General features: G+C 53.7%; 19 protein-coding genes and 1 riboswitch. Of the genes, 7 read left to right on the top strand and 12 right to left on the bottom strand.

Annotated features, from left to right (window positions below; all coding sequences use genetic code 11):
• A complete protein-coding gene (gene thiC / locus CX651_RS12415) occupies window positions 1–2103 on the bottom strand; it encodes a phosphomethylpyrimidine synthase ThiC (protein WP_101056304.1) in 2103 nt (700 codons plus the stop codon).
• A 228-nt stretch (window positions 2104–2331) separates the two neighbouring features.
• Window positions 2332–2431: riboswitch (TPP riboswitch) on the bottom strand.
• 164 nt (window positions 2432–2595) lie between these two features.
• Window positions 2596–3489 carry a hypothetical protein gene (locus CX651_RS12410; RefSeq protein WP_146226009.1) on the bottom strand — a complete coding sequence of 298 codons (894 nt, stop codon included), beginning with the start codon at window positions 3487–3489 and terminating at the stop codon, window positions 2596–2598.
• Between the two features lie 605 nt (window positions 3490–4094).
• On the opposite strand from CX651_RS12410, the gene trhA reads away from it, so the two are divergent.
• The gene (trhA, locus tag CX651_RS12405) at window positions 4095–4775 is read left to right on the top strand and encodes a PAQR family membrane homeostasis protein TrhA (protein WP_101056302.1); all 681 of its coding nucleotides are present in this window, start codon (window positions 4095–4097) and stop codon (window positions 4773–4775) included.
• A 74-nt stretch (window positions 4776–4849) separates the two neighbouring features.
• Here the strand turns inward: trhA and CX651_RS12400 are convergent, their stop codons facing one another.
• The 5 genes from CX651_RS12400 to CX651_RS12380 are packed head-to-tail and all read right to left on the bottom strand — an operon-like array spanning window position 4850 to window position 11520.
• Window positions 4850–5446: a tRNA-uridine aminocarboxypropyltransferase gene (locus tag CX651_RS12400; protein WP_229839791.1), complete on the bottom strand. Its 597-nt coding sequence runs from the start codon at window positions 5444–5446 to the stop codon at window positions 4850–4852.
• Between the two features lie 30 nt (window positions 5447–5476).
• The gene (locus tag CX651_RS12395; RefSeq protein ID WP_380667778.1) at window positions 5477–8428 is read right to left on the bottom strand and encodes an error-prone DNA polymerase; all 2952 of its coding nucleotides are present in this window, start codon (window positions 8426–8428) and stop codon (window positions 5477–5479) included.
• Window positions 8428–8697: a PHP domain-containing protein gene (locus CX651_RS20360; RefSeq protein WP_101056299.1), complete on the bottom strand. Its 270-nt coding sequence runs from the start codon at window positions 8695–8697 to the stop codon at window positions 8428–8430. The genes CX651_RS12395 and CX651_RS20360 overlap by 1 nt, the downstream gene beginning before the upstream one ends.
• Window positions 8697–10406, bottom strand: a complete 1710-nt coding sequence (locus CX651_RS12385) for a Y-family DNA polymerase (RefSeq protein WP_101056298.1) — start codon at window positions 10404–10406, stop codon at window positions 8697–8699. Before CX651_RS12385 ends, CX651_RS20360 begins: the two co-directional genes overlap by 1 nt.
• Window position 10407: 1 nt before the next feature.
• A complete protein-coding gene (locus CX651_RS12380; RefSeq protein WP_101056297.1) occupies window positions 10408–11520 on the bottom strand; it encodes an ImuA family protein in 1113 nt (370 codons plus the stop codon).
• 152 nt (window positions 11521–11672) lie between these two features.
• Between CX651_RS12380 and CX651_RS12375 the strand changes: the two genes are divergently transcribed.
• On the top strand, window positions 11673–13100 hold the full coding sequence (locus CX651_RS12375) for a HAMP domain-containing sensor histidine kinase (protein WP_229839792.1): 1428 nt from the start codon (window positions 11673–11675) through the stop codon (window positions 13098–13100).
• Here CX651_RS12375 and def read toward each other — a convergent pair.
• Window positions 13097–13591, bottom strand: a complete 495-nt coding sequence (def, locus tag CX651_RS12370; protein WP_093982982.1) for a peptide deformylase — start codon at window positions 13589–13591, stop codon at window positions 13097–13099. The two genes, CX651_RS12375 and def, sit on opposite strands and share 4 nt — an antisense overlap.
• A gap of 176 nt (window positions 13592–13767) precedes the next feature.
• Between def and CX651_RS12365 the strand changes: the two genes are divergently transcribed.
• Entirely contained in the window at window positions 13768–14130 is a 363-nt protein-coding gene (locus CX651_RS12365) for an MGMT family protein (RefSeq protein WP_224866581.1), read from the top strand.
• 19 nt (window positions 14131–14149) lie between these two features.
• On the top strand, window positions 14150–14878 hold the full coding sequence (locus CX651_RS12360; protein WP_229839794.1) for a DUF3108 domain-containing protein: 729 nt from the start codon (window positions 14150–14152) through the stop codon (window positions 14876–14878).
• On the opposite strand, the gene CX651_RS12355 is transcribed toward CX651_RS12360, so the two are convergent.
• Entirely contained in the window at window positions 14822–15622 is an 801-nt protein-coding gene (locus CX651_RS12355; protein ID WP_025009668.1) for a class II glutamine amidotransferase, read from the bottom strand. The genes CX651_RS12360 and CX651_RS12355 overlap by 57 nt on opposite strands.
• 252 nt (window positions 15623–15874) lie before the next feature.
• Between CX651_RS12355 and fadE the strand changes: the two genes are divergently transcribed.
• Window positions 15875–18325, top strand: coding sequence for an acyl-CoA dehydrogenase FadE (gene fadE, locus CX651_RS12350; protein WP_101056294.1), 2451 nt, complete (start codon window positions 15875–15877; stop codon window positions 18323–18325).
• Between the two features lie 421 nt (window positions 18326–18746).
• Here fadE and CX651_RS12345 read toward each other — a convergent pair whose 3' ends face one another.
• Window positions 18747–20792 carry a dipeptidyl-peptidase 5 gene (locus CX651_RS12345; protein WP_101056293.1) on the bottom strand — a complete coding sequence of 682 codons (2046 nt, stop codon included), beginning with the start codon at window positions 20790–20792 and terminating at the stop codon, window positions 18747–18749.
• A gap of 66 nt (window positions 20793–20858) precedes the next feature.
• On the bottom strand, window positions 20859–22376 hold the full coding sequence (locus tag CX651_RS12340) for a fumarate hydratase (protein WP_039035276.1): 1518 nt from the start codon (window positions 22374–22376) through the stop codon (window positions 20859–20861).
• Window positions 22377–22631: 255 nt separating this feature from the next.
• Between CX651_RS12340 and pabB the strand changes: the two genes are divergently transcribed.
• Together pabB and CX651_RS12330 are read left to right on the top strand one after the other, a co-directional pair.
• Window positions 22632–24041 carry an aminodeoxychorismate synthase component 1 gene (pabB, locus tag CX651_RS12335; protein WP_101056292.1) on the top strand — a complete coding sequence of 470 codons (1410 nt, stop codon included), beginning with the start codon at window positions 22632–22634 and terminating at the stop codon, window positions 24039–24041.
• A 96-nt stretch (window positions 24042–24137) separates the two neighbouring features.
• Window positions 24138–24707 carry a CoA pyrophosphatase gene (locus tag CX651_RS12330; RefSeq protein ID WP_100143750.1) on the top strand — a complete coding sequence of 190 codons (570 nt, stop codon included), beginning with the start codon at window positions 24138–24140 and terminating at the stop codon, window positions 24705–24707.
• A 19-nt stretch (window positions 24708–24726) separates the two neighbouring features.
• Here CX651_RS12330 and CX651_RS12325 read toward each other — a convergent pair whose 3' ends face one another.
• On the bottom strand, window positions 24727–25062 hold the full coding sequence (locus CX651_RS12325; protein WP_039035279.1) for a hypothetical protein: 336 nt from the start codon (window positions 25060–25062) through the stop codon (window positions 24727–24729).
• Window positions 25063–25257 lie beyond the last annotated feature (195 nt).

Genomic DNA, 25257 nt, shown 5'->3' with positions numbered 1-25257 from the left:
TCAGGCTTCCTCTTCATAGCGTGTAGCCTCTGGCTTGGACTTGGACTTAGGCTTTGGGTTGGGATTGGACTCGGACTTTTCGCCTACTGTTGCCGGTTGATACAGGGCGCTGCCAGCGGCCTTGAACTGCGCCGACATCCGCGCCATCCCTGCCTCGGCATCCAGTACTTCCAGCGGCTGTGCCGTCAATTCTTCTGCCTGCACAGGCTCGGTTTGGCGCTCTGCCGCGTCTGCCCCTGACGAATCCCCCGAAGCTAGCTGAGATGCAGACAAGGATGCAGCCAAAGACGCTGCATAGTCGCGTACATCCTGGGTGATTTTCATCGAGCAGAATTTGGGGCCGCACATGGAGCAAAAATGCGCCACCTTGGCAGACTCCTGAGGCAGGGATTCATCGTGGAACGCCCGGGCGGTATCGGGATCCAACCCCAGATTGTATTGATCTTCCCAGCGAAACTCGAATCTGGCCTTTGACAACGCATTGTCGCGCAGCTGGGCACCAGGATGTCCCTTGGCGACATCGGCGGCATGCGCCGCAATTTTGTATGCAATAAGCCCTTGTTTAACGTCTTCTTTGTTGGGTAAGCCCAGATGCTCCTTGGGGGTCACATAACAGAGCATGGCGCAGCCGTACCAGGCAATCATCGCCGCGCCTATGCCAGAGGTGAAATGATCATAGCCGGGCGCAATATCCGTGGTCTGGGGCCCCAAGGTGTAGAAAGGCGCCTCATCACAGTACTCAAGCTGCTTGTCCATATTCTCCTTGATCAGCTGCATAGGAATATGGCCCGGCCCTTCGATTATGGTCTGCACATCGTATTCCCAGGCGATTTTCACCAGCTCACCCAAGGTTTCCAGCTCGGCAAACTGAGCCTCGTCGTTGGCATCGGCAATCGAGCCGGGGCGCATGCCGTCACCGAGCGACAGAGAAACATCATAGGCGGCGCAAAGCTCACAGATGTCGCGGAAATGGCTGTAGAGGAAGTTTTCCTTATGATGGCTCAGGCACCACTTGGCCATAATGGAGCCGCCACGGGACACCATGCCGGTCACCCGATTGGCCGTCATGGGCACATAGCGCAGCAAGACCCCGGCATGAATGGTGAAGTAATCCACCCCTTGTTCGGCCTGCTCTATCAGGGTGTCGCGAAACACTTCCCAGCTGAGATCTTCGGCAATGCCGTTGACCTTTTCCAGCGCCTGATAGATGGGCACGGTACCTATGGGCACAGGCGAGTTGCGTACTATCCATTCACGGGTTTCGTGGATATAACGGCCGGTGGACAGATCCATTACCGTATCGGCGCCCCAACGGGTGGCCCACACCAGTTTTTCCACCTCTTCCTCGATGGAAGAGGTCACCGCCGAATTACCGATATTGGCGTTGACCTTCACCAAAAAGTTGCGGCCGATAATCATAGGCTCGGCTTCCGGGTGGTTGATGTTGGCGGGAATGATGGCGCGGCCACGGGCCACTTCGCTGCGAACAAACTCAGGGGTTATCGGCGTGGCAACTATAGCGCCAAAGGCTTCTCCTTTGGCCTTGCGGGCCAGTTGCGGATCTTTGGCAAGTGCTTCGTTGACCCGGGCCATATTTTCACGAATGGCGATATATTCCATTTCAGGAGTGATAATGCCGGCGCGGGCGTAATGCAATTGGGTCACCCGCTTACCCGGCTTGGCCCGGCGCGGTTTGGGCAAAGCGTCGAATCTCAAATGATCCAGCCCTTCATCCGCCAGCCGCTGCTGGGTAAAACTGGAGCTGACCGAAGTCAGCTCTTGCGTATCATCACGCTCTAAGATCCAGCCCTGGCGCAATTTATCCAGGCCCTGGCGCACATTGATAGCCGCGTTAGGATCTGAATAAGGGCCGGCACAATCATAAACACATACAGCGGGATTGGGTTCAAATTGCTCGCTGCCATCTTGGGTTGGTATTCGGGTGTCTGTCTGCCTGATTTGGCGCATGGCTACCTGAATATCGGCCCGGGAGCCCTGAACAAACAGCTTCTGTGAATTGGGATGCTGCAAGGGTTTAAGGTTATCGATAAAGGCCTGGGCGGCCTCACGGGTTTGACGACGATTGGATTGACGATTTGACATAAGCAAGCTCACTCTTTTGGAAAATGAAATTGCTTGTCAGGAGAGTTGAATAATAAGCGGCGCGAGCTGACTGGTTAAACTCCTTGATTTGGAGTCCTCATCCGGCGGTGTTGGCAGACTGACCTCGTGGTTTCAGGTCAGTTCAATGTCCGCTTGAGAAGCCAGATATCGCCTCGGCTCTTTAAAGCCTTTGGCATAGATTTTTGCTCGCAGTGGCTGCGGTAATGCTGCAGCTGAATGCTTGTTTCCTTCGCAGGTGCTAGCCTGATCAGGTTCAACGGATCCCGAATAAACGGTCTCAGCCCAGAGGGCACTCCGACAAGATTGCTGCCGAGTATAAGCACAAGCCGAAGCGGGAAACAAGCCCAATGGCAAAATGAGCCACAGGATTGAATCCATTAAAATCACAATTTAATCATTTGAATTAAATGAAAATATTTAAAACAATTGGACTGTAAATTTATTTTAAATCAAATAAATTGATTGCAAAACTCACTTACCAAGCCGCTTTAGACGGCTGGCCACCGCCTCCTTGAGTGCTTTTTCCATCTCTGTCTGACCGCACTTAAATGGGAAACCCAAGTTTTCGGCATTGGGATTGAGCGGAGTCGGCACCTTGACGACCCGATAGCAGGTATCACCATCCTTGACGATACGGTTGGGGTCGAGCGGCAGATCCAGACTGGCCACTTTACTGAAATCATCGGCGTCATTGACCCAAAGCACCTCCATCTCCCCATCCATTTCACTGAGGCTCTTACGTCCCGTGGCCTTATCCGCATATTGCTGTGATAACTGTTGCAGCGCCTGCTGTTGCGAGTGTTGCAATACTTTTCGGGCAGACTTTAATGCGTTTGAACTGAAGTCCAGCTGAGATTGCTCTGCCGGCTGCGGTCTAAAGTCATTTGCTCGCTCTGGCGCAGATACGGCTGCATTTTTCGTTTCTTCAATGACTCTACCAATAGGCTTAACGCTTTGCTCCCGAGTCTTGGGGATGCTTTGCTCATTCAGGTCTTGCACAGCCACTTGTTCAGTCTCTTGCACCGACTCTTCGGCGACCTGTTTTTGTGGCTCAGTGTTTTGTTGCTCGGTTTTTTGTGGCTCAGCTTTTTGAACCTCTATCGCTTCCTTGGACTGGATTATTGCTTCTTCGGCCAAGGCTTCCGGCACTGGCGTTAACGGTTTGGGGCTGGGCTGACTGAAATAAAGATAGGATTGCAACGCCTTGGGTTTGGCAGGCTCTGTCACCACTCTTCGCCATTCGGCCTGCTGCCAAAACCAGGATAACCCCAGCAATAGTAATAAGTGCGCGGCTCCCGCCGCAGTCCAACTGCTGAAGGCGTTGCCCTTTACCTCACCATCCCCCTGCTCTGCTTTTTTAGCCATGCCAACTTGCGCCAGGCATTGGGGTTGAAACCCAAGCTGTTGACTAAAAGGCGATTGGGCAAAGAAAGGGGCAATCGAATGTGATTGAGAATGGCTTGGTTGGCAGGAACAGGGATTAATGATTTCAGCCAGACCAAGCTCAAAGGCAGCATCCCTAGACGGAATACTGATGCTCAAGCTTGCCATTGCCGCTGAGCTTTTGTCTCGGCGGGCAATAAACTTGTCTGGAAGATGAGGCATAAGCCGCTGATTTATCCGTCGCCAAATGTAAACTCAGTGTTAGAGAAAACCCTCGGCAAAAAGTTCATTCCCTTGTTTGAAAAGCAATTTACGCTACAAACTCAAATCGATGGCTTCAAGCAAAACAGGTAATCCCTTTGTCTAATAAGGCTGACGGGATCCTCTGAACAAAATAACTGTAAAAAGCGACTTGGAAGCCGGGCAATGAGTTGTTAAGGTGCAACATTAGACGTTGGTAAAAAATGCAGACGATACGGTTCAAAAAATAAATTTATCTCAGCGAACAGCTGTACATTTTTATCTAGCCAGAGTCCTGTGGTGCTGTTAGACTCACTTTCAATGAGGTCGAACCAGAAGAGTCAATCATGTCCAACAGTAAAGCTTCAGTCACTGCATCTCAATTTAATAGCCAATTTTCAAGCGGATACAGTCTAAATGAAGAGATAGCCAATGCCGTCAGCCATGGTTTGGGGGTGATTGCCGGCATTCTGGGCTTGGTGTTGATGTTGCTCAAAGGCTGGCATTCGCTGGATGCCATTCAGTTAACAGGTGTAACTATTTATGGCAGCAGTATTATCCTGCTGTTTCTCTGCTCAACCCTGTATCACAGTATTCCGCACCCAGTGTGGAAAAGACGCCTCAAGATGCTGGATCACTGCGCCATCTATCTGTTGATCGCCGGAACCTATACCCCGCTGATGTTAATTACTTTGGCCGATGCCCAGGAAGAATGGGTGCTGGTGGCCATCTGGTCGTTGGCACTGGGGGGAATAGTATTCAAGAGCTGCTTTATTCACAGATTCAAGGCGCTGAGCCTGGTGCTGTATCTGGCCATGGGCTGGCTCTGCGTCGCCGTGTTGCCTGAGCTTATCGATAACCTGTCAACAGCCGGGTTCAACTTGCTGTTGGCCGGGGGGCTGAGCTACAGCTTGGGGGTGATCTTCTACGCTACCAAGGCGATCCCTTTCAATCATGCCATCTGGCATCTGTTTGTGTTGGGCGGCGCCGTTTGCCATTTCCTGTGTGTTTATCTGACGGTGATCTAACGCAGGCGAATAGACTTAACTCAGTGCCGCCGTAGAGAGACGGCTTCCGGCTTGCTGTGCCAACTCTAGTGCAGCTAGGCCGGAGCTCTTATTTCAGCCTGCCATTGATTAAACTCACTGAGTAACCGCCTGGCGGCGATACTATAGTCTCCCCCCAAGTTTTGCCAAACAGCCGCAATACATTCCAAGGTACATAACCCGCCCTGGCGCTGATTGCGCCGTAAGCGAAACGCCGAGCCCTGCTCTGCTTGCAGTTCGACTCTGGCAAGCAACTGCAGATAGGGGCTTTGGCGATACATCTTGCCGGCCTCCTGCCAGGTTGCATCGAGTATGACCAGCGAATTTAAATTCTGAGCAACGTCTTGAGGCCAGGTTGCGCCCTGAACCGGGCTTTGGTTTGGGTTTGAACTTGGGCTTTGGTTTTGGCTTAAGTTTGGGCTTTCATTTGCAGCTTGAGCTCGCGAAATGCTTTCTTCGGAAGTATTTTCTTCGGTTTGCGGATAGAGTAAGGCGGTTCGCCCCAAAGACAAGTGCTCCATTAACCAAGCATCCGGGGCTTTACGCGCCCACAGTACCCGCTTACAGAGAGTCGGATAAGCATTAAGCGCCAGGGTGGCTGTGTTACTGGCTCGATTCAGCTCTCTTTCATGGGTCAGCAGGATTATTTTCACAGGCAACAGCAGCTTAAAATGGGTTATCGGCTAATGGAAATCCCGCGAGTTTACCACCAGCGCGAGCATACTGCCCGAGATATCCTCCAGCCGACCAGCCAGCAGATGCAATACGCCGGACGAAAATTCCACAACCCCGCTCACCTTGAGGATCCTGGCGCTCAAATAAGCCTGTCTCTGGGCCCTGGCCGTATCACTCCATACCACCAGATTAACATTACCGGTTTCATCTTCGAGGGTGATGAAGGTGACTCCACTGGCGGTGCCAGGCCTTTGCCTGCCGACCACCAGCCCGGCCACAGTTACATTCTGGCCATGACGGCACTGCCACAAAGAGGCGGCGCTGTGACACTTGCCGAGTAACCCCTGCTCTCTGAGCAGTGCCAGAGGATGACGCCCCAGGGTCAGCCCGGTACAGGCGTAGTCGGCCAGCAAGGCATCGACTTCAGTGACCTCAGGCAAGGCGGTTTCAGGGCGAAAATCGGCCTCGTCCGGCTGCTCAAACAAGGGCAAACTCTGCTGACGAGCGGCCAACTGCCACCTGATCTGATGGCGATCGCCGCCCAGGGTAGCAAAGGCGTTGGCGCTGGCCAGCGCCTCCTGCTCACGCCTTGGCAGTGCCAGAGCCGCCAACTGCGACAAGTGAGTAAAGCCCTCGCCCCGGCCCGCGACTATCTTGGCGGCGCTGTGCTCGGATAATCCCTTGACCAACCTGAACCCGAGGCGCAGTGCCAAGGAGCCATCGGTTTGTCGCTCCAGCGTACTGTACCACTGGCTGAGGTTGATACAAACCGGCAACACCAAACCACCATGATGGCGAAGATCCTGAATAAGCTGTGACGGGCTGTAAAAACCCATGGGTTGACTGTTGAGCAAGGCGCAGCAAAACGCCACCGGGTAATAGTGTTTGAGAAAGGCCGAAACATAGGCCAGGAGCGCAAAGCTGGCCGAATGAGACTCGGGGAAACCATATTCGCCGAAGCCGCGGATCTGGCTGAATATCTGCCTGGCAAAGGTGTCACTGTAGCCTCGGGCCGTCATCCCCTGAAGCAGCTTGTGTTCAAATTGCTCCAGCTCGCCACTGCGTTTCCAGCTTCCCATGGCGCGGCGCAGCTGATCGGCTTCCCCGCCACTGAAACCGGCGGCGACCATGGCCAATTGGATCACCTGCTCCTGAAAAATGGGCACCCCCATAGTGCGTGACAACACGCCTTCCACCTCGGCCGAAGGAAAAGTGACCGGCTCGATTTTATCACGGCGGCGCAGAAAGGGATGCACCATGTCTCCTTGAATCGGACCCGGGCGCACTATGGCTATCTGTATTACCAGATCGTAATAACAGGCGGGTTTAAGCCTGGGCAGCATGCTGGTCTGGGCTCGCGACTCCACCTGAAACACCCCCATGCTGTCGCCCTGCTGCAACATACGATAGACGGCCAGATCTTCCCAGCGAATATCCGACATGGCAAAGGGACGAATGTGACGGGAGATCAACTCGAAACATTTGCGGATCGCGGTCAGCATTCCCAACGCCAATACATCGACCTTTAACAGCCCCAGACTCTCGAGATCATCCTTGTCCCATTGGATCACAGTGCGCTTGGCCATGGCGGCATTCTCTACCGGCACCAGCTCGGCCAATGGCCCGGCCGAAATCACAAAGCCGCCGACATGTTGCGACAAGTGCCTTGGAAAACCCATCAGGGTCTCCACCAGCGGCAACAACCACTGCCCCAAACCTTGTTGTGGCAACAGCTTGCCTTGTTGCAACTGCTGCTGCCAAGACACTTGCGGATCGCGGCGATCGACAGCGCCTATCAGCTCATCCAGCCGTTGCTCGCTAAGCCCCAGGGCCTTACCAACATCTTTCATGGCACTCTTGAAACGATAACTGATCACACTGGCGGCCAGGGCTGCACGCTCGCGGCCATATTTTTGGTAGATATACTGGATCACCTCTTCGCGGCGTTCATGTTCAAAATCGACATCGATATCCGGCGGCTCATGGCGCTCCTTGGAAATAAAACGCTCAAACAGCATGTTGACCTTGGTGGGATCCACCTCGGTGATCCCGAGGCAATAACAGACCACAGAGTTGGCGGCCGAACCTCGTCCCTGATGCAGTATCCCTTGCCTAGCGGCAAAACAGACCAGATCATAGATAGTCAGGAAAAAGTATTCGTAATTGAGCTCGGCAATCAGCTTGAGCTCGCGCCGATACTGAGTCTGCACTTCAGGTGGAACCGCCTCGCCAAAACGCCTGCGGGCGCCCTTTTCCACCTCTTGCGCCAGATATTCACTGGCACTTAGGCCGCTTGGCACCAACTCGGCCGGGTACTCATACTTGAGTTCATCCAGACTGAAATGACACCGGGACGCCAGCTCACAGCTCCTTGCCAACCAGGCTTGAGGGTGACGCCTGGCCATAGCGGTTATCGGCTTAAGCGCCATTTCGGCATTGCCTGATAACAGCTCGCCGGCCATGGGCACGGCGCAGCCATGGCGGATACAGCTGAGTACATCGTGCAGCCTTTGCCGCTCTGCAAGATGCATCTGCACATTACCGGCGGCGACACAAGGAAGGGAAAAATGACTCGACAGCGCCTCACAGGCCTCGAGATACCAGGCCTCTCCGGGTTGCAGTTGCCGCTCCATCAAGAGATAAAGCGGCAGTGAAAACGCGGCTTTGACCCGTGCCGCCAGGATATTCAACTGTGCCAGACTGCGCTGCTGCAGCTGCGTCAGCCAAGGGGTTTGCTGACTTGGGCTCTGGTTGCCTATTCCCTGGTTTGTAGAGTTCTGATGATCGACATTCTGCTGACCAAGACTCTGGTGCTCAGTGCTTTGCAAGTCGGCTTGCGCCAGCAACTCGCTCACTGATGGCGGCCGCCACAGGCAAAAGCAGCCGCGGTCAATGGTCGCAAAGTCATCCAGGGTTAACCGATACTTGCCCTTTTCGGCCCGGCGCCGCCCTTTAGTTATCAGAGTGCTGATAAGACCATAGCCCCGGCGATTTTTTTTGCCAGCAGCACCAGGCAGCCTTCCGGCAGGTGGAATTCGGCGCCGACAATCAGCTTGATACTGCTTTGTTTGGCGGCCTCATGCGCCTTGACCACACCCGCCAGAGAACATTCGTCGGTAATGGCTATGGCCTCATAGCCCAGTTTGGCGGCCTGCTGCACCAACTCATCCGGGTGAGAAGCCCCGCGCAAAAAGCTGTAATTGGAAATAGCATGCAATTCGGCGTACATCAGCTGAACCAAGCATGAAGAAAGAGCCCATTAGCGGTGCGAAACAGCCAACACAGACCACCGCTCTCCTTATGATGGGCAAGAAAATAATCCCGGCAGGGAAAAGGCCCTGAATGCCAGGGGCTCTGTAACCTTTCCGGTCCCCTAAGCAGCTCCACAGCTTCAGGAGCAATGGCTTGCGGCTCTTGCAGCAGCCAAAGAGGCCGCAATGCCAGCGACGGCTGAACGGGCGGCCTTGCCGGTGGCGGCCAGCAAGTCAGGGAAGCCGCAGTGCTGGCCAGTTCTGGCATGGGATCGGCCGCCAACACCAAAGAGCGCACCTTATGGCTACCTAACCTGGCCTGTAATCTGGCGAGTAATTGATTGGCATCCTGTTGCTGCCCTTCTCTGGACTCGGTCAACTCTCGACTGCCCAGCTGCTGCGACACAAACTGCCTGGATCGCAGCTCAATATCGACGACCGGGCTCGGCAGTTGCAATCCTTCCAGCTGTAAACGGCAGAGCTGAGACAACCCCTGCAGTTGATATTCCCCGAAGGGATAGTTGAGTGTCAGTTGCAGCGCCGGGGGCTCTGGCTCGCGAAACTTCAGCCACAACTCCAACTGTTGCACCGCCAACTGCCTGATCCGCAAATAGGTTGCCAATTCCCCCAGCAGCTTTTGCAATGGAAACAGCAATCCCTGAACCCACTCAACATCATGCAGCAAGGTCAACCTTGCCTGAAACTGTTCGGGTAACTCATATCCCTTGCGGCAACAGGGCAAGCGCCCCTGGATTTGTGCCAGCAGCTGCAGCAAACCTTGACCAAAGCGCCGCCCCAACTCGGCAAGGGGTAAGGCATCAAGCATGGCTAGAGTCGTCAGGCCAAGCGCGCCGAGTCGTTGCCGCTCCTCTTGGGTTAATGGCAGCAAATTCAGTGGTAAATCCGGCGGTAAGCCGTGATGCACCTTGAGGCGCCCGGCTTTTTCAGCTGTGGGTGAGCTCATGAAGGCAGCTGATACCGCGCTGATGCCGACGTGAGTATGCCGCGCCAATATCGCCGCATCCAGCGGTCTGTGTGCCAGCACCAATGAGCATTCCAGACCATAGTCGGCGACTTTGTTGAGATAAGCCTCGACAATGGCACTCAAACTGCCAAACAGTTTAACCATGGATCCCACTTCCAGCAGCAGTGTATCTGTAGGCCAGCGCGCATCGGCCACATATGGGGCAGCTTGTTCAGTAAGCCCGGATAACAACGGCGGCCAGATTCTGGCGCTGAAATCATAGCTCCACTGACACAACCAATCCCGCAACGCCTCGCTGTCCACCTCCTGCAGTGGCCAAAGTTGCAACTCTCCGAGCAGCGACTGAGCGCTGCCGACACTCATCCCCGCTGTAACGCCTTTTGCTTGAGCGGCGGGACAGGCCGAATGTATGACCAGCTTCCGGCTGTCATACAAGGCCATGGGGACTTGGGGATCAAAAGGCTCTGACGCCGCAGCGGTTGGCACTGCTTTTGGTTGATTTTGGGTTTGGAACTGAGTTTGAACGCGTGTTTGAACCTGAGCCGCACCACTGCCTGCCATACTTCCAGTCATAGTGTCGGTCATAGTACCTGTCATAGTACCGGTAATAGTGCCCGCCATATTGCCCAGCATAGCCAGGCGGTAACGCTGATATTGCAGCAATAGCTGTGGAAACCAGACTCCCATCCATACCTGGGTCATCTCAGATAGCCTCTTGACTCTGAGCAGTATGGCTTTGAGTGGCTTGGCTTTGAGTAGTTTGAGAATTGGCCGTTTGCGGATTAGCGCTTGGGGAAAGCCCCGCGGGCTTGTTTGACACTTGCCGTGCCGTCCAGGGATTAGGCGCGCATTCATTGGAGGCAGCAATCCTTGACTGCGCCATCCCCCAAGGACCGTGAAGCACAGTGCCATGAAAACCAGAGTCGTGAAGCACAGTGCCATTAACCTTGTTGCCGGAATGGTTTGAATGATTTGAGCAAGTCGAGTTACTGAAGCTATGATTGGGAGCCGCCTTGCCGCTTCTCAGGGTTACCACGCCCGGCTCGACATGGGGCAGTTCAAGCGCCAGTGCCGGCAAGCCACGCAGATGCAATTCAGGGACGGGCCAACCCCCACGACGCTTTAAAATTTGCAGCTTGGCGGTATTAACGCCCGCCGCGCTGATAGCCAGCTTTAGGGTGACAGGATGATTGCTGTCGGCCTGAGCCATAGGCAACTGGCAAATTCCCAGAGCTTTGCCCTGCTCTGCGGCAAGTTGCAACCTTCTGGCCTCACTCAGTGTCAGCTTGTCCAGCCAAGCCAGCACCAGGGGACAGGCGCCGCTGCTCAGCCCTTGCTCCATGGCCCAGAGCACCTCTTTACGCTGGGTTAATTCCAGCCACAAAATACGCTCGGCGGCAATACCGTGCTGGGCAAAACTCTGTGCCAGCGGCTGCAGTGGCGGCGCTATCAGCATTATCATGGCATCTTTGGACTCATCCCCTCTGGACTGATTTCTTTTGGACTGACTTCTTTCCGAATGATTTATTTCCGAATGAGAGCCACACTGAGCCGGCAGTAAATAACGCATCAAAGGCAGCAACAGGCTGAGTTCCCCGTGCCCAGGAGACTGACTGAAAAGCTCACAAATGCCCTGCCTTGGCCACCCGGCATCACTGAGCTGCGCATCCAATGTTTCAAAACCACTGGGATACCCCAATATTTTGCCCTGACTGCCCGGCCCCAACCAGAGATCCCGACGCTCCAGCAGACCGTTCAAGGCCTGAGATTTGGCTGGATCAGATTTTACAGAGTGAGTTTTGGCTGAAAGAGACATGAAAAACACCGATACTGTATTTTTATACAGTATAACTAACTTTAGCCAACTGACAAGTCGTGCTGGCGCCAAAGCCTTAACCCGAGATAGAATAAATGAGAATGATTATCGAAACATATTCTCGACTTCAGCGAATAATTCAGGAGCTTGCCTTGCTGCCCTTTTCCGGCCTGTTTTCCCAACTCCAATGGCGACTGTTTGGCTATTTTGGTGTGTCATTACTGCTTATCCTGCTGCTCGCCAGTGGTATTGAAGCCATGTTGCTAAACCGCTTGTTACTGCTGCCCCAGCAGACCCAAAGCCAGTTACAGCAACTGGCCGATGAGGCCAACGACTATATCCTCAGGGGCGATCTAGCCGGACTGGCGGATTGGGAGGGGCGTCAGGCATTTGTACTCTATGTACTGGATAGCAAGCAGCAGGCGGTGAGTCAGCGGGAAATGCACCCGCACTTTGTTTACAAACTCAATTTCCTCAGGCAGTTGCAGCAACCTATGGGGGACAGGGTGCAAAAACCTTTGATAGGCCTGCCACTACGCAATAGCCTGGATCCGGACAATCCCCTGCTCTTGGTGGTGCAACTCAACGCTTCTTTACATCCGGCGCAGCAACTGGATAAAAGCCTCTGGCTTATCCGTATCCTGGTAGGACTACTGGTGCTCTTATTGTTCAGTCGTCTGCTGAGCCGCTATCTGATCCAGCCGCTGAGTTTACTGCGCAGCGCCACCCGTCAGCTGGCACAGGGCCAACTCGATACCCGGATTGCCGGCCATTTTTCACTAAAGCAGCCGGAATTTTTCCAGTTGGCGACCGACTTTGACCATATGGCCGAGCAGCTGCAAAAGAGCATTCAGACCCAGCAGCGGTTACTGAGGGATGTCTCCCACGAACTGCGCACTCCCCTTGCCCGGCAGGAGCTGGCCTTACACCTGCTGGAAAATCGCTTGGGGGAGGAACATCAACAACCGCTTGCCAGGCTAAGACGCCAGGGCGAAGAGATGGCGCAATTGATCAACACCATTTTAGACTTCAGCCGCCTGAGCAACGGCTTCATTAAGCTGACGGCAGCGCCTTTTACCCTGACAGAATTACGCCGCTCACTGCTGCAGGATCTGGAGTTTGAGTCTGGCCCCAAGCAAAGCATAGTCTGGGCACAGGCCCCCATTGATGAGCAAACTTTGCATACCGATATGGCCTACTTGAAGCGGGCGCTGGAAAATGTCTGCCGCAATGCCCTCAAATATGCCGGTGAAACCTGCCGGGTGGAAATCCAGGTATCTCAGCTGGGTGACGACAAATTGGGTGATAGCAGACTGCAGCTGAGTGTCAGCGATGATGGACCCGGGATCCCCAAAGAGCAACTGGAAGCCTTGTTCAACCCTTTCACCCGTTTGGATGAAGCGCGTCACAGCTCTCAGGGAGGTTATGGGCTGGGATTGGCGATTGTGCGCCAGTGTATGCAGCTCCTGGGCGGCTCGGCCCAAGCGGTTAACCGGCCTCAGGGCGGTTTGAGCATATTGCTTGAGCTGCCGCTGCAACTGCCAAACTGCAGCGAAGCCCAACTTAAGTCTATCGCTTAGGCGGTATACTTACGCACCTTCTTCAGTGCCATCTCCTGCTTAAGGCGGGAGAGATGCTCGATAAATACCTTGCCGTGCAGATGATCGATTTCATGTTGCAGCACTATGGCCAGGAAATCATCACTGTGGATCGTCTGGGCTTGGCCCTGGCGATCCAGATAGCTGACAGTGACCGACTCGAAGCGTTTTACCTTGGAGCGATAACCGGGAATGGACAAACAGCCCTCTTCACCGATAAATTCGCCGCTGGACTCAGTGATCTGCGGATTGATCAGCACCAGAGGTTGATTGCGCTCTTCTGAGATATCAATGACGACTATCGCGTGTTCACTACCCACCTGGGTCGCGGCCAAGCCGATACCATCGTCGGTGTGATACATGGTTTGCAACAGATCATCGATGAAAGGCTGCACGGCTTCTATTTCGGTAACAGGCTTGGCTTTACGCTTGAGCCTGGGATCGGGAACCGTCAAAATATCCATAATTGCCATAGGGTTATATTCTCAATTTACTCGACTTGGCGTTCAATGGGCGCCATTATGGCGAAAAAGCATCAAAAGGCAAACCTTGGGTGTGCAGCACAGAGCCGCCGAGGCACTTTTGCCAAGTGAGTAACCTCAGCTATGGAATGGTATTATAATTTGCGCCAATAGTATCAGGAGCCAAGATGACCCCGGAAACGAGCGCCCCGCCACTGAGTCCAATGCAGAAGATTTGGCACATAGTTGCATTGATCCCCGAAGGTCGGGTGGCAAGCTATGGCAAAATTGCCGACTATGCCGGCCTGCCTGGACGGGCACGCTATGTTTCCCGGGCACTGAAACAGGCGCCAGACAGCCTGGCGCTGCCCTGGCACAGGGTTATCAACAGTCAGGGGAAAATCTCTTTTGCCAAGGATACCCAGGCATTTCAGCTACAGATGAGCCTGCTGCGCAGCGAAGGCGTACAAGTGAACCAAGGCAGAATTGCCCTGTCTGAATATGAGTGGCGGCCGGACATGGCCACTCTGGTCTTGTCCATGCCGTTTTAACCACAGGAGACTGCCTTTGATCCGTTCACTTCTACTCTTGATACTGTTACTGCCCTTGCCGTTATGGGCGCAGACCAGCCCCCTGGCACCCCATACCGCCGAATATCAGGTCAATTATGGCGAAATCAATCTCGGTGGCGCCCGTTTTATGCTGTTGCCGCCAGAGGGCGACTTCTATCAATACAAGTTGGACAGCGATCTCAGCCTCTTGGTGCTGAGTGATAAACGCCATATCCGCAGTGAATTTACCTATCAGGATGGTCAACTGACGCCGCTGCGCTTCAGCCATCAGCGAACCGGTACAGGCCCCAACTTCAATGAGCAGATAGCCTTTGCCAAAGAGCAGGGCAAAATTTTCAGTCGCTACAAGGATGAAAAGAGCAAATTGGACTATTCAGGCGCCCTCTACGATGCCCTGATGGTACAGCTGCAGTTTCGGCTGGATCTCGCCGCCGGCAAGGAGCCACTGGCCTATGAGCTGGTCAAGGACAACGAGATAGATGACTATAGTTTCAAGATAGTCGGCAAGGAGCGGATGACACTGGCAAGTGGCGTCTATAACACGGTGAAACTGGAAGTGGTCCGCGACAGCACCAAGCGGCAGACCTTTATTTGGATGGCGCCGGATCTCGGCTGGCTGCCGGTGCGCCTGACCCACTTTGAGTCAGGCAGCAAGCAGCTCGATATCAAGTTAGCCAAGCTGAGCCTGGGCTCGGAAGTCAATAACCAGCTCGCCAAGACGGAATAATTTCCAATCCCCCGGCGCCAACAGCTGCCAGTTTTCGTTGCCGGTCAGCGGCCGGGTGGCTATGACAGTGACCACATCCTTGGGGGTGGTCTGGGTGTCGAAATCAATTACCACATCCGTGTCTATCAGCTGCGCCCGGCCAAAGGGCGCCCGGCGGGTGATATAGCAGAGGTTATTGCTGCAATAACTCATCAGATAACGGCCATCGCTGAGGATCATATTAAACACCCCAAGCGTGCGGATCTCCTCGGCAAGCTGGGCCACATACTCAAACACGGGCAAAATATCGTCCGGCTCGGATTCGCCGAAACGTTCGACCAGACGGCTCATTATCCAGCAAAAGGCCTGTTCACTGTCTGTGTCACCCACGGCCTGAAAGCGGCCGCTTTGAAACTTCTGCTCATAGTCAGACAACTGGCCGTTGTGGGCATAGGTCCAGTAACGGCCCCAAAGCTCGCGGGTAAAGGGGTGGGTATTTTCCAGCGAGACTTCACCGCGATTGGCCTGCCGAATATGGCTGACCACCACTTCACTCTTGATCGGGTATGACTTGATAAGGCTTGCCACATGGGACTGGCTGCTGGGGCTGGCATCCTTGAAGGTGCGGCTGCCCTTACCTTCATAAAAGGTGATCCCCCAACCATCCACATGGGGGCCGGTCACCCCGCCTCGCTCCGCCAGCCCGGTAAAGCTGAAGACAATATCCGTTGGCACATTGGCACTCATCGCCAGCAGCTCACACATCTTGTTTTTCCTGTCACTGAATCTGTTATTTCATTATCTGCGGCATTGTAGCCAAGCCGTGTCGGCAGGGGAATTATTGCTTGCAATAAAAAATTTAAACAATTGTTTGAAAAATGCTTGTATTCGATTTCGCTTAGGTTTAATTTTATTGCGACACAGGTCTGACCACATACTATAATTGTGATCTTGATCGCCCTCAAGCGAGGCGTTCTACACTGAATAAAGTGGTCGTTTTATTAAGGAGAACAAACAGTGACTACCCTACTATGGATCCTGGCATTGCTCTTGGTTTTAGGAGCAGCAGCGTACCTCAGAGTATCCCTGCTGACCGCAACCATAGCCGCCGCAGTGGTCATGGCAGCAGGCAGCCTGCTGGATGTAACTGGACTGATTAGCTGGATAATTTTCCTGGTTATTGCCCTGCCGCTGAACCTGAGTGCCTTCAGGCAGAGTGTGATAACCCGGCCATTACTTAAACTCTATCGCGGCATCATGCCGGAGATGTCTTCTACCGAAAAAGAGGCGATTGAAGCCGGTACTACCTGGTGGGAAGCCGATCTCTTCGCCGGTAATCCCAACTGGAAGAAGCTGCACAACTATCCGGTTGCCCGTCTGAGCGCCGAAGAACACGCCTTCCTGGAAGGACCTGTGGAGGAAGTCTGCCGCATGGTTAACCAGCATATGGTTTCCCATCAATTGGCGGACTTGCCTGCCGAAGTATGGCAGTTCCTCAAAGACAAAGGCTTCTTTGCGATGATCATCAAGAAGAAGTACGGTGGTCTGGAATTCTCTGCCTACGCCCAATCCCGGGTACTGCAAAAGCTGGCCGGTGTCAGCAGTGAACTGGCCTCGACCGTAGGTGTGCCCAACTCACTGGGCCCGGGCGAGCTGCTGCAGCACTATGGTACCCCGGAGCAGCAGGATCACTACCTGCCCCGCCTGGCCAAAGGTTTGGAAGTTCCCTGCTTTGCCCTGACCAGTCCTGAGGCCGGTTCAGATGCCGGCGCCATTCCGGATTTCGGTGTGGTCTGCAAAGGCCAATGGCAAGGTGAAGAAGTTCTGGGGATGAAACTGACCTGGAACAAGCGCTATATCACCCTGGCACCTGTTGCCACAGTTTTGGGGTTGGCATTCAAGCTTAAAGATCCCGAGCATCTGCTGGGCGATAAGGAAGAGCTGGGCATTACCTGCGCCTTGATCCCGACCGATGTTGAAGGTGTGGAAACCGGCCGTCGCCACTTCCCGCTCAACTGTATGTTCCAAAATGGTCCTACCCGAGGCAAAGAGGTGTTTGTTCCTCTGAGCTTTATCATAGGTGGCCCGAAAATGGCGGGACAAGGCTGGCGCATGCTGGTGGAATGCCTGTCGGTTGGCCGCGGCATCACCCTGCCCTCCAACTCAGCCGGTGGCGTTAAAACCGCGGCTTTGGCAACCGGTGCCTATGCCCGCATTCGTCGTCAATTTAAGCTGCCTATCGGTAAGCTGGAAGGCATTGAAGAGCCAATGGCGCGCATCGGTGGTAATGCCTATCTGATGGATGCTGTAACCTCCTTGACCACCACAGGTATTGATCTGGGTGAAAAGCCTTCCGTCATCTCGGCGATAGTCAAATATCACCTGACCGACAGAATGCAGAAATGCGTTATCGACGCCATGGATATTCACGGTGGTAAAGGGGTATGTCTTGGCCCCAACAACTATCTGGGACGCGGATATCAAGCGGCACCTATCGCCATCACGGTTGAAGGGGCCAACATTCTGACCCGCTCCATGATTATCTATGGTCAAGGCGCCATTCGCTGCCATCCGTATGTGCTGGCAGAGATGGAATCGGCCTTTGATAGCGACGTAAACCGCGGCCTGAATAACTTTGATGCGGCGCTGTTTGGTCATATCGGCTTTACCACAAGTAATTTTATCCGCAGCCTGTGGATGGGCCTCACCGGCAGTCGCTTCTCCAATGCGCCTTTTGCCGACAAGACCAAGCGTTACTACCAGCATATGAACCGCTTCAGTGCCAACCTGGCCTTGCTGTCGGATCTGGCGATGGCGACCTTGGGGGGTAACCTCAAACGGAAAGAGCGGATCTCTGCCCGCCTGGGTGACTTGCTCAGCCAGCTGTATCTGGCATCGGCAACCCTCAAGCGTTATCAGGATGAAGGCCGTCAGAGTGAAGATCTGCCACTGGTACAGTGGGCGGTTGAAGACGCGCTCTATAAGTTGCAGTCTTCTCTGGATGATCTGCTGGATAACTTCCCTGCTGGCCTCGGCGGCTTGCTGCGCCTGGTGTTGTTCCCCTTCGGTCGACCACTGAAGCGCCCAAGTGATGTGTTGGACCACAAGGTAGCCAAGATAATGCAGACCCCTTGCGCCAGCCGTGACCGTCTGGGCAAGGGACAATTCTGGGAAGCCTGCGACAATAATGCCGTAGGTATTCAGGAGCAGACCTTCAAAGACATACTGGCGGCAGAGCCCTTGTATGACAAAGTCTGTAAGGCTGCCGGCAAACGTCTGCCCTTCATGTGGCTGGATAAAGTGGCCGCCGAAGGCAAGGCGCTGGGTGTTCTGAGCGATGCTGAAGTGGCCCTGCTGGAGCGCGCTGAAATCGGCCGAATGAAATCCATCAACGTGGATGACTTTGACCCCGCCGAACTCAAGGCCCAGAGCCTGGAGCCGGAAAACCGCGAAGAACAAGCCGCATAAAGACTGTCGATAGTATTCAGCGGAAAAATAAAATGCCGTTCGCAATTGTGAGCGGCATTTTTATTGCCCTTCCCATTCTTCACTTCAATAGTTGGTCTTCATTCAAGATAACTAGCATCAAAACTTAAAGAATAAATGGGGACATTATTAACCCAGGCGTAAAAATTAGTCTACACAGCATTAAAATAGGTAAAACAATCAGATGATTGGCCCCTTATTCGGAAGTTAACAGTAGATCTCATTCCCAAGAAAATGACGCCTTTATGCTTGTCGTATAGATAGCGTTTTCTCTGTTAGCAAAACATCCTATTAAAAACGGCTATTAACCGTCGCTGATATCAAATTTTTACTTATAGACACAAAAAATCCGACAACCTGAAGTCGTCGGATTTAACTCTTTATGGTTCGGCTTTTCCCTATTTTATTTGGTCCAGCGGTCCATCCAGCCCAATACCTTGGCGTACCACTGCTCAAGGTTATTGGGGTTGAGGATCCAGTGGTTTTCATCCGGATAGATCAGCAACTCCGAAGGGATATTGTTGCGCTGCATATAGCTGAACGCCGCCAAACCCTGACCGTAAGGTACCCGGAAGTCTTTCTCACCGTGGATGACCAGCATAGGAGTCTTCCAGTTTTCCACATAGTTAGCCGGATTGAACTTCTCATAAAGATCCTTGGCCTGCTCGTAGCTGCCGCCAAACTCATGCTCAGGGAACCAGAGTTCCTCGGTCACATGGTACATGGAGCGCATATCAAACAAGCCGGCGTGGTTAACCAGGCACTTGAAACCGTCGTTCCAGTTGCCCTGGATCCAGTTCATCATGTAACCGCCGTAGGAGCCACCGAGGGCACAGGCGTTATCAGCATCGATCCACTTCTGCTGTTTAGCAACCGCAGCCAGACCTTTTTGCAAATCTTCCAAAGGCTTACCGCCCCAGTCCAGGCTGATGGAATCGGTAAAGGCCTGACCATAGCCGGTAGAGCCGTGGAAATCCACCATCACCACTGCATATCCGGCACCGGCCCACAGCTGAGGATTCCAGCGGAAGCTGAAACTGTTGCCGAATGAACCTTGTGGGCCGCCGTGTACCAGGAAGGCCACCGGATACTGCTTGCCTTTCTTGAAGTTGGCCGGCTTGAGCCAGTAACCATAAACCTCTTCGTTGTTCCAGCCCTTGAAGCTGAACTGCTCGAACTCACCGAACTTGACCTTGTCCAGCTTGGCCTTGTTGACTTCAGTCAAACGGGTCAGGTTTTGCCCTTCCATGTTGATGGAGTAGAGATCGCCCGGTTCCACCAAAGACTTATGATTGATGATCAAACGATCGCCCGCCAGACCCACCAGGCTGTTACTGCCATCGTTGTAGATGGCGCGCACATCACCAAACTGGGTGTTGATGGCAAATACAGACACCTGGCCCAGATCCTGAGCCGTCACATACAGGGTGTTGTTATCTTTACCAAAGCTCAGCGAGGCCGGACTTCTGTCCCACATGGGCGCCACTTCCTTGCTCTGACCCGTGACTGTGTCTTTGAGCATGATGCGGTATCTGTCGGCCTCGAATCCGGGCTTTTTCATCGCCAGATAGGCCAGATAGCGACCATCGGCGGAAAACACCGGCTGAGCATCCCAGGCCTGGTTATCTTCGGTGAGATTCTTGGCCTTGCCACCTGTGACCGGCACCTGCCAGAGGTCGTAGTTGGTGATCCAGGCCTGATCTTTGCTCGGAGCCTTGGCACTGTAGACTATGTGTTTGCCATCCGGGCTGAATGTCACCTCTTCCATGCCGGAAAATGGCTTGGGTGGGGTTTCGGTATCCAGGCCCTTGGTCACATCGACCGGCTTACCCAGCTTGCCGTTTTCAAGCTGCGCCACAAACAGGTGATTACGGGCATGGTCAGACCAGGTGTCCCAGTGACGCACCATCAACTGATCGTATTCACGACCTGTACTCTTGCGCTCGGCTTCTTTATCAAACTTGGCTTTTGAACATTCCAGGGTGTCGCACTCGGGAAAAACACGAATGCTCATCACCACCTGCTTGCCATCGGCCGATAATTTGTAGCCGTCGATACCCAAAGGCAAATCAGATACGGCCTGGGCTTCGCCACCATCCAGTGGCAAGCGATACAGTTGGCTGCTGCCATCACGGGCGGCAATAAAATAGACTTGCTTGTCATCGTGGCTGAAGGCCACATCGTGCTCTGTACCCGGTGCAGAAGTCAGCTGCTTGGGCGCCGCGTTCTTGTCGCTGAGATCCAAAAGATAGAGATCTGAGCTGCTGCCATCGTCGGTAACCTTCTTCAGGCCGTAGATAAGCTTGGTGCCGTCATTGGATACAGCGGCAGAATGGAGTTTGTTGAGCTTGACCAGATCCTGGACAGTAAAAGGGGCTTTATCGGCAGCCAGCGCCGGCAAAGCCAGACCTGCGGCGAGCAGCGCCATCAATAGTGGGTTGGTTTTCATTATAAATCTTCTTATTGGTTGTTGATTGCAATGCAAAAGGGGCCAATTGGCCCCTCAAGGTTCAGCTTAAGCCTTGGCGTTCTGGATATTCACCTTCCAGATTGCCGGGCCGGTTTCATGGGCATTCACCCCGTTGGAGTCAACCGCTACAGTAACAGGCATATCCTTAACGTCAAACTCATAGATGGCTTCCATCCCGAGATCTTCAAACGCCACCACGCGGGATTGCTTAATCGCCTTGGACACCAGATAAGCGGCGCCGCCGACGGCCATCAGATATACCGCCTTGTGCTTGCGGATAGATTCAACTGTGGCCGGACCACGTTCGGCCTTGCCTATCATGCCCATCAACCCTGTCTTATCCAGCATAAGATCGGTGAACTTATCCATACGGGTAGCGGTTGTCGGGCCGGCCGGGCCAACCACTTCATCACCTACCGGGTCGACTGGACCTACGTAATAGATGAATTTACCAGTGAAATCAACTCCTTCAGGCAAGCCTTCACCGCTTTCGATCAGGCTCTGGATCCGTTTGTGAGCCGCGTCACGGCCGGTGAGCATCTTACCCGAGAGCAGCAGAGTATCGCCGCTGTTCCAGCTTTCAATCTCTTCCTGGGTAACGGTATCGAGATTGACCCTACGCACGCTCTCACCCACTTCCCAGGTGATTTCCGGCCAGTCATCAAGGCTTGGCGGAGTCAGCTCGGCTGGGCCGCTGCCATCAAGATGGAAATGCACATGACGGGTAGCGGCGCAGTTGGGGATCATCACCACAGGCTTGGAGGCGGCGTGGGTGGGCGCTGTCTTGATTTTAACGTCCAGTACAGTAGTCAAACCGCCCAGGCCCTGGGCACCAATGCCTAAGTTGTTGGCGCGCTCGAAGATATCCAAACGCAGCTTCTCTTCCGTGGTTTCGGCGCCGCGTTCCATCAGTTCATGAATATCGACGCTCTCCATCAAGGCTTCCTTGGCAAGCACGGCGGCTTTCTCGGCGGTGCCGCCAATACCTATTCCCAGCATACCCGGAGGACACCAGCCGGCGCCCATGGTTGGCAGTGTTTTTTCAACCCAAGCGGCGATATCGTCAGATGGATTGAGCATCACCATCTTGGCCTTGTTTTCACTGCCGCCACCCTTGGCGGCAATGGCCACTTCGATATGATCGCCGGGAACCATCTGAATATGCACCACAGAAGGTGTGTTATCGCGGGTATTCTTACGGCTGCCGGCCGGATCGGCCACTATTGAGGCCCGCAGCGGGTTATCTGGATTGGTATAAGCGCGGCGCACGCCTTCATCCACCATCTGCTGCACTGTCATATCTGTCTTGTCCCACTGCACGCCCATTCCCAGATAGACATAACAAGTCACAATGCCGGTATCCTGACACAAGGGTCTGTGTCCTTCAGCGGACATGCGCGAGTTGATCAAAATCTGGGCAATTGCATCCTTGGCGGCCTGACTCTGCTCACGCTCATAGGCGGCGGCCATGGCGTCGATAAAATCTTTGGGATGGTAATAGGAGATATATTGCAGGGCATCAGTGATGCTGTCGATAAAGTCAGCTTGCTTGATTACAGACATGTTTGGCGCTCCATTAGCCTAAGGATCCGCCCCTTCAGCTCAGGATCAACGCTCAACAGAGATTCAAGCCAAAGCCTTGAATTTCAGGCTCCTCTTGCCGGTTTTGCGACACAAAAATGCTCAAAACGACAGCAAAGCCGTGATACAACGCGTTTTCACCAAGGGCCAGGGGTGGTTTTATTAGTTTTTTGTGGCCGTTATGATACTCTTTCGTTCCTTTTTGGGCTACATCACATTTTCAGATAGGGTCGTTCGATGTACCAGCAGGCTATTTGCCCTCCCGCCATTCGCCTTCTTGACTGGCAATTATCAACCTTAGAGCTGTTTTCCCACTTCAGCGATGAGCCTTGGGCCATGCTGCTGGATTCGGCCGATGCCAAGCACAGTGACGCCAGATACGACATCATAGTTGCCGAGCCGATTGCCACTCTAGTCACCACAGGTGACACTACCCAAATCACTGAGGCGAGCGGCCTGCGGCGCTCAAATGACGATCCTTTTGCCTTGCTGCAACAACTGCTGCAACAGTATTTTCCCAATGCCATGCCAGTCAATCTGCCTTTCAGTGGCGGTGCGGTGGGCGCCTTCAGCTACGATCTTGGCCGCAGACTGGAAAAACTGCCCAAACTGGCCGCAGCCGATATCGCTCTGCCGGAAATGAATGTCGGTCTTTATGACTGGGCTCTTATTCGCGATAAGGAATTAAGGTGTTGGCAATTGGTGCACTATCGCGGCGAAAAGGCGCTAACTGAAACCCTGTCGCGGCTGACGTCCAAAGTCACAAACAGCCCCAATAAGCACCTTGACCAAAAAGCGTTCCGACTCAGCGGTGAGTGGCGCTCGCAGCTCAGCCGCGAGCAATATGGCGACAAGTTTGCCAAAGTGCAGCAATATCTTCACAGCGGCGATTGTTATCAGATCAATCTGACCCAAAGATTCCAGGCCGACTATCAAGGTGATGAGTGGCAAGCCTATCGTAAGCTCAGACAAGCCAACGGCGCGCCCTTTTCTGCCTTTATCCGCCTGGAGCACAACTGCATCCTGTCCATCTCACCCGAGCGTTTTATTGCCCTGGATTCCAATCGCCATATTGAAACCAAGCCCATCAAGGGCACCCTGCCTCGAAGTGCCGATGAACAGCAAGACAGGGAGCTTGCTAAACAGCTGGCTGGGTCGGAAAAAGACCGAGCCGAAAACCTGATGATAGTGGACTTGCTACGCAACGATATTGGCAAGGTCGCCAGCCCAGGCAGTGTGGCCGTACCGCATCTGTTTGCCATAGAAAGCTTTCCGGCGGTGCACCATCTGGTCAGCACAGTGACCGCCGAACTGGCAGCGGGTTATCAGGCCACAGACGTACTGCGGGCCGCCTTCCCCGGCGGCTCTATCACAGGCGCGCCCAAGATCCGCGCCATGGAAATTATCGAAGAGCTCGAACCCAGTCGCCGCTCACTCTACTGCGGTTCCATCGGATATCTGAGCCAGGATGGCAAAATGGACAGCAGTATCACCATTCGTACCCTGGTTGCCGATTCCGGGCAGCTCTATTGCTGGGCCGGTGGCGGTATAGTGGCCGACTCAGACGTGGATGCCGAATACCAGGAAACCTATGATAAAGTGAGTCGAATACTGCCGCTATTGACCCCGGAACCAGACAAGCCTTAGCCTGAAGCTTGCTATTTATGCTGATTGAGAGTTTTTGCGAAGACGGGACAGTAATGGCTTTGGTTATTGATTACTTCAATCGACTTCAAGGACACTATGGATAAAGACGAGCTGTTGACCCGTTTTCAACTCAGAGCCCTGAGTCGATACCATTCGAGTCCTTTGACCCCGGCCAAACTCAGGGCCGCCGCAGTACTTATCGCACTGGAGCCGGGTGTGCAGGGACCGGAGCTTATCCTGACCCAGAGGCCGAAGCATCTTAAGGCTCATCCCGGCCAGGTGAGCTTTCCCGGCGGCAAACCGGAAGCCGAAGATCAGAACCTTATCATGACAGCCCTCAGAGAGGCCGAAGAAGAGATAGGTTTGGCGCCGGACAATGTCGAAATCATAGGCCAACTTCCCAATCATCCCACCTTTACCGGCTTTGAGATCACCCCTGTACTTGGCTGGGTAAAATCGCCCTTTGAGGCACAAATTGACCCGGCCGAAGTGCAGGAGCTGTTTCGGGTGCCGCTGGCGTTTTTACTCGAAGAGGAAAATCGTCACACGGCGATGTTCGAGCGCCGCGGCCATTTCTACCCTGTCACCTTTATTCCTTATCGCAGACACTTTATCTGGGGCGCCACCGCGGCGATTATCGATATGCTCTGTCGGCAACTGCGCTAACAGCACAGCATAAAGGCAGTTAGATAAAGAAACGCAGATACAAGCCGGCGGCAGTGGATGAAAGCAACAGCAGCGGAATATTGAACCAGTAACCCAAACGGCTGTGATGAGCCACATACCAGTTGAAGGCAAGACTAATGAAACTTATGGCGGCGCAAGCCCAGATGATATATTCCAGCAACATGGTTTGCTGAGGGTCCCAGTACAAACGCACCGGCGCCCCCTTGCTGAAGAAATAGCCTACGGCCCTGTCCGGCCGCGCCTTATCAAATATCAGCAGGGCATAAATCGCCAGTGACCAACCAATAATCGACAGGCTCGCCAACAGATATTGAAAGATTTTGACCTTTTTCATCCAAACTCCTTCCGTCTGAAGGGGGATATTGTCCCCAGAATACCTTTTTCAGCTTGAGAAAAGCCACCAGCAAGGTAATATTAACCTCCAAATTTTTTCCTGTGTCATCAATATAGTCAGGGATTTGCCTGATTTCTGCTCTCGAACTATTTTCGGGGCCGAATTGAAGCATAAAACGTTTCATTGGAGAACTAA

Source organism: Shewanella chilikensis (assembly GCF_002836945.1).
Classification (GTDB): Bacteria; Pseudomonadota; Gammaproteobacteria; order Enterobacterales; family Shewanellaceae; genus Shewanella; species Shewanella chilikensis.
The sequence above is the reverse complement of the archived record's forward strand: the minus strand, read 5'-3'. Positions and strand labels throughout refer to the sequence as shown.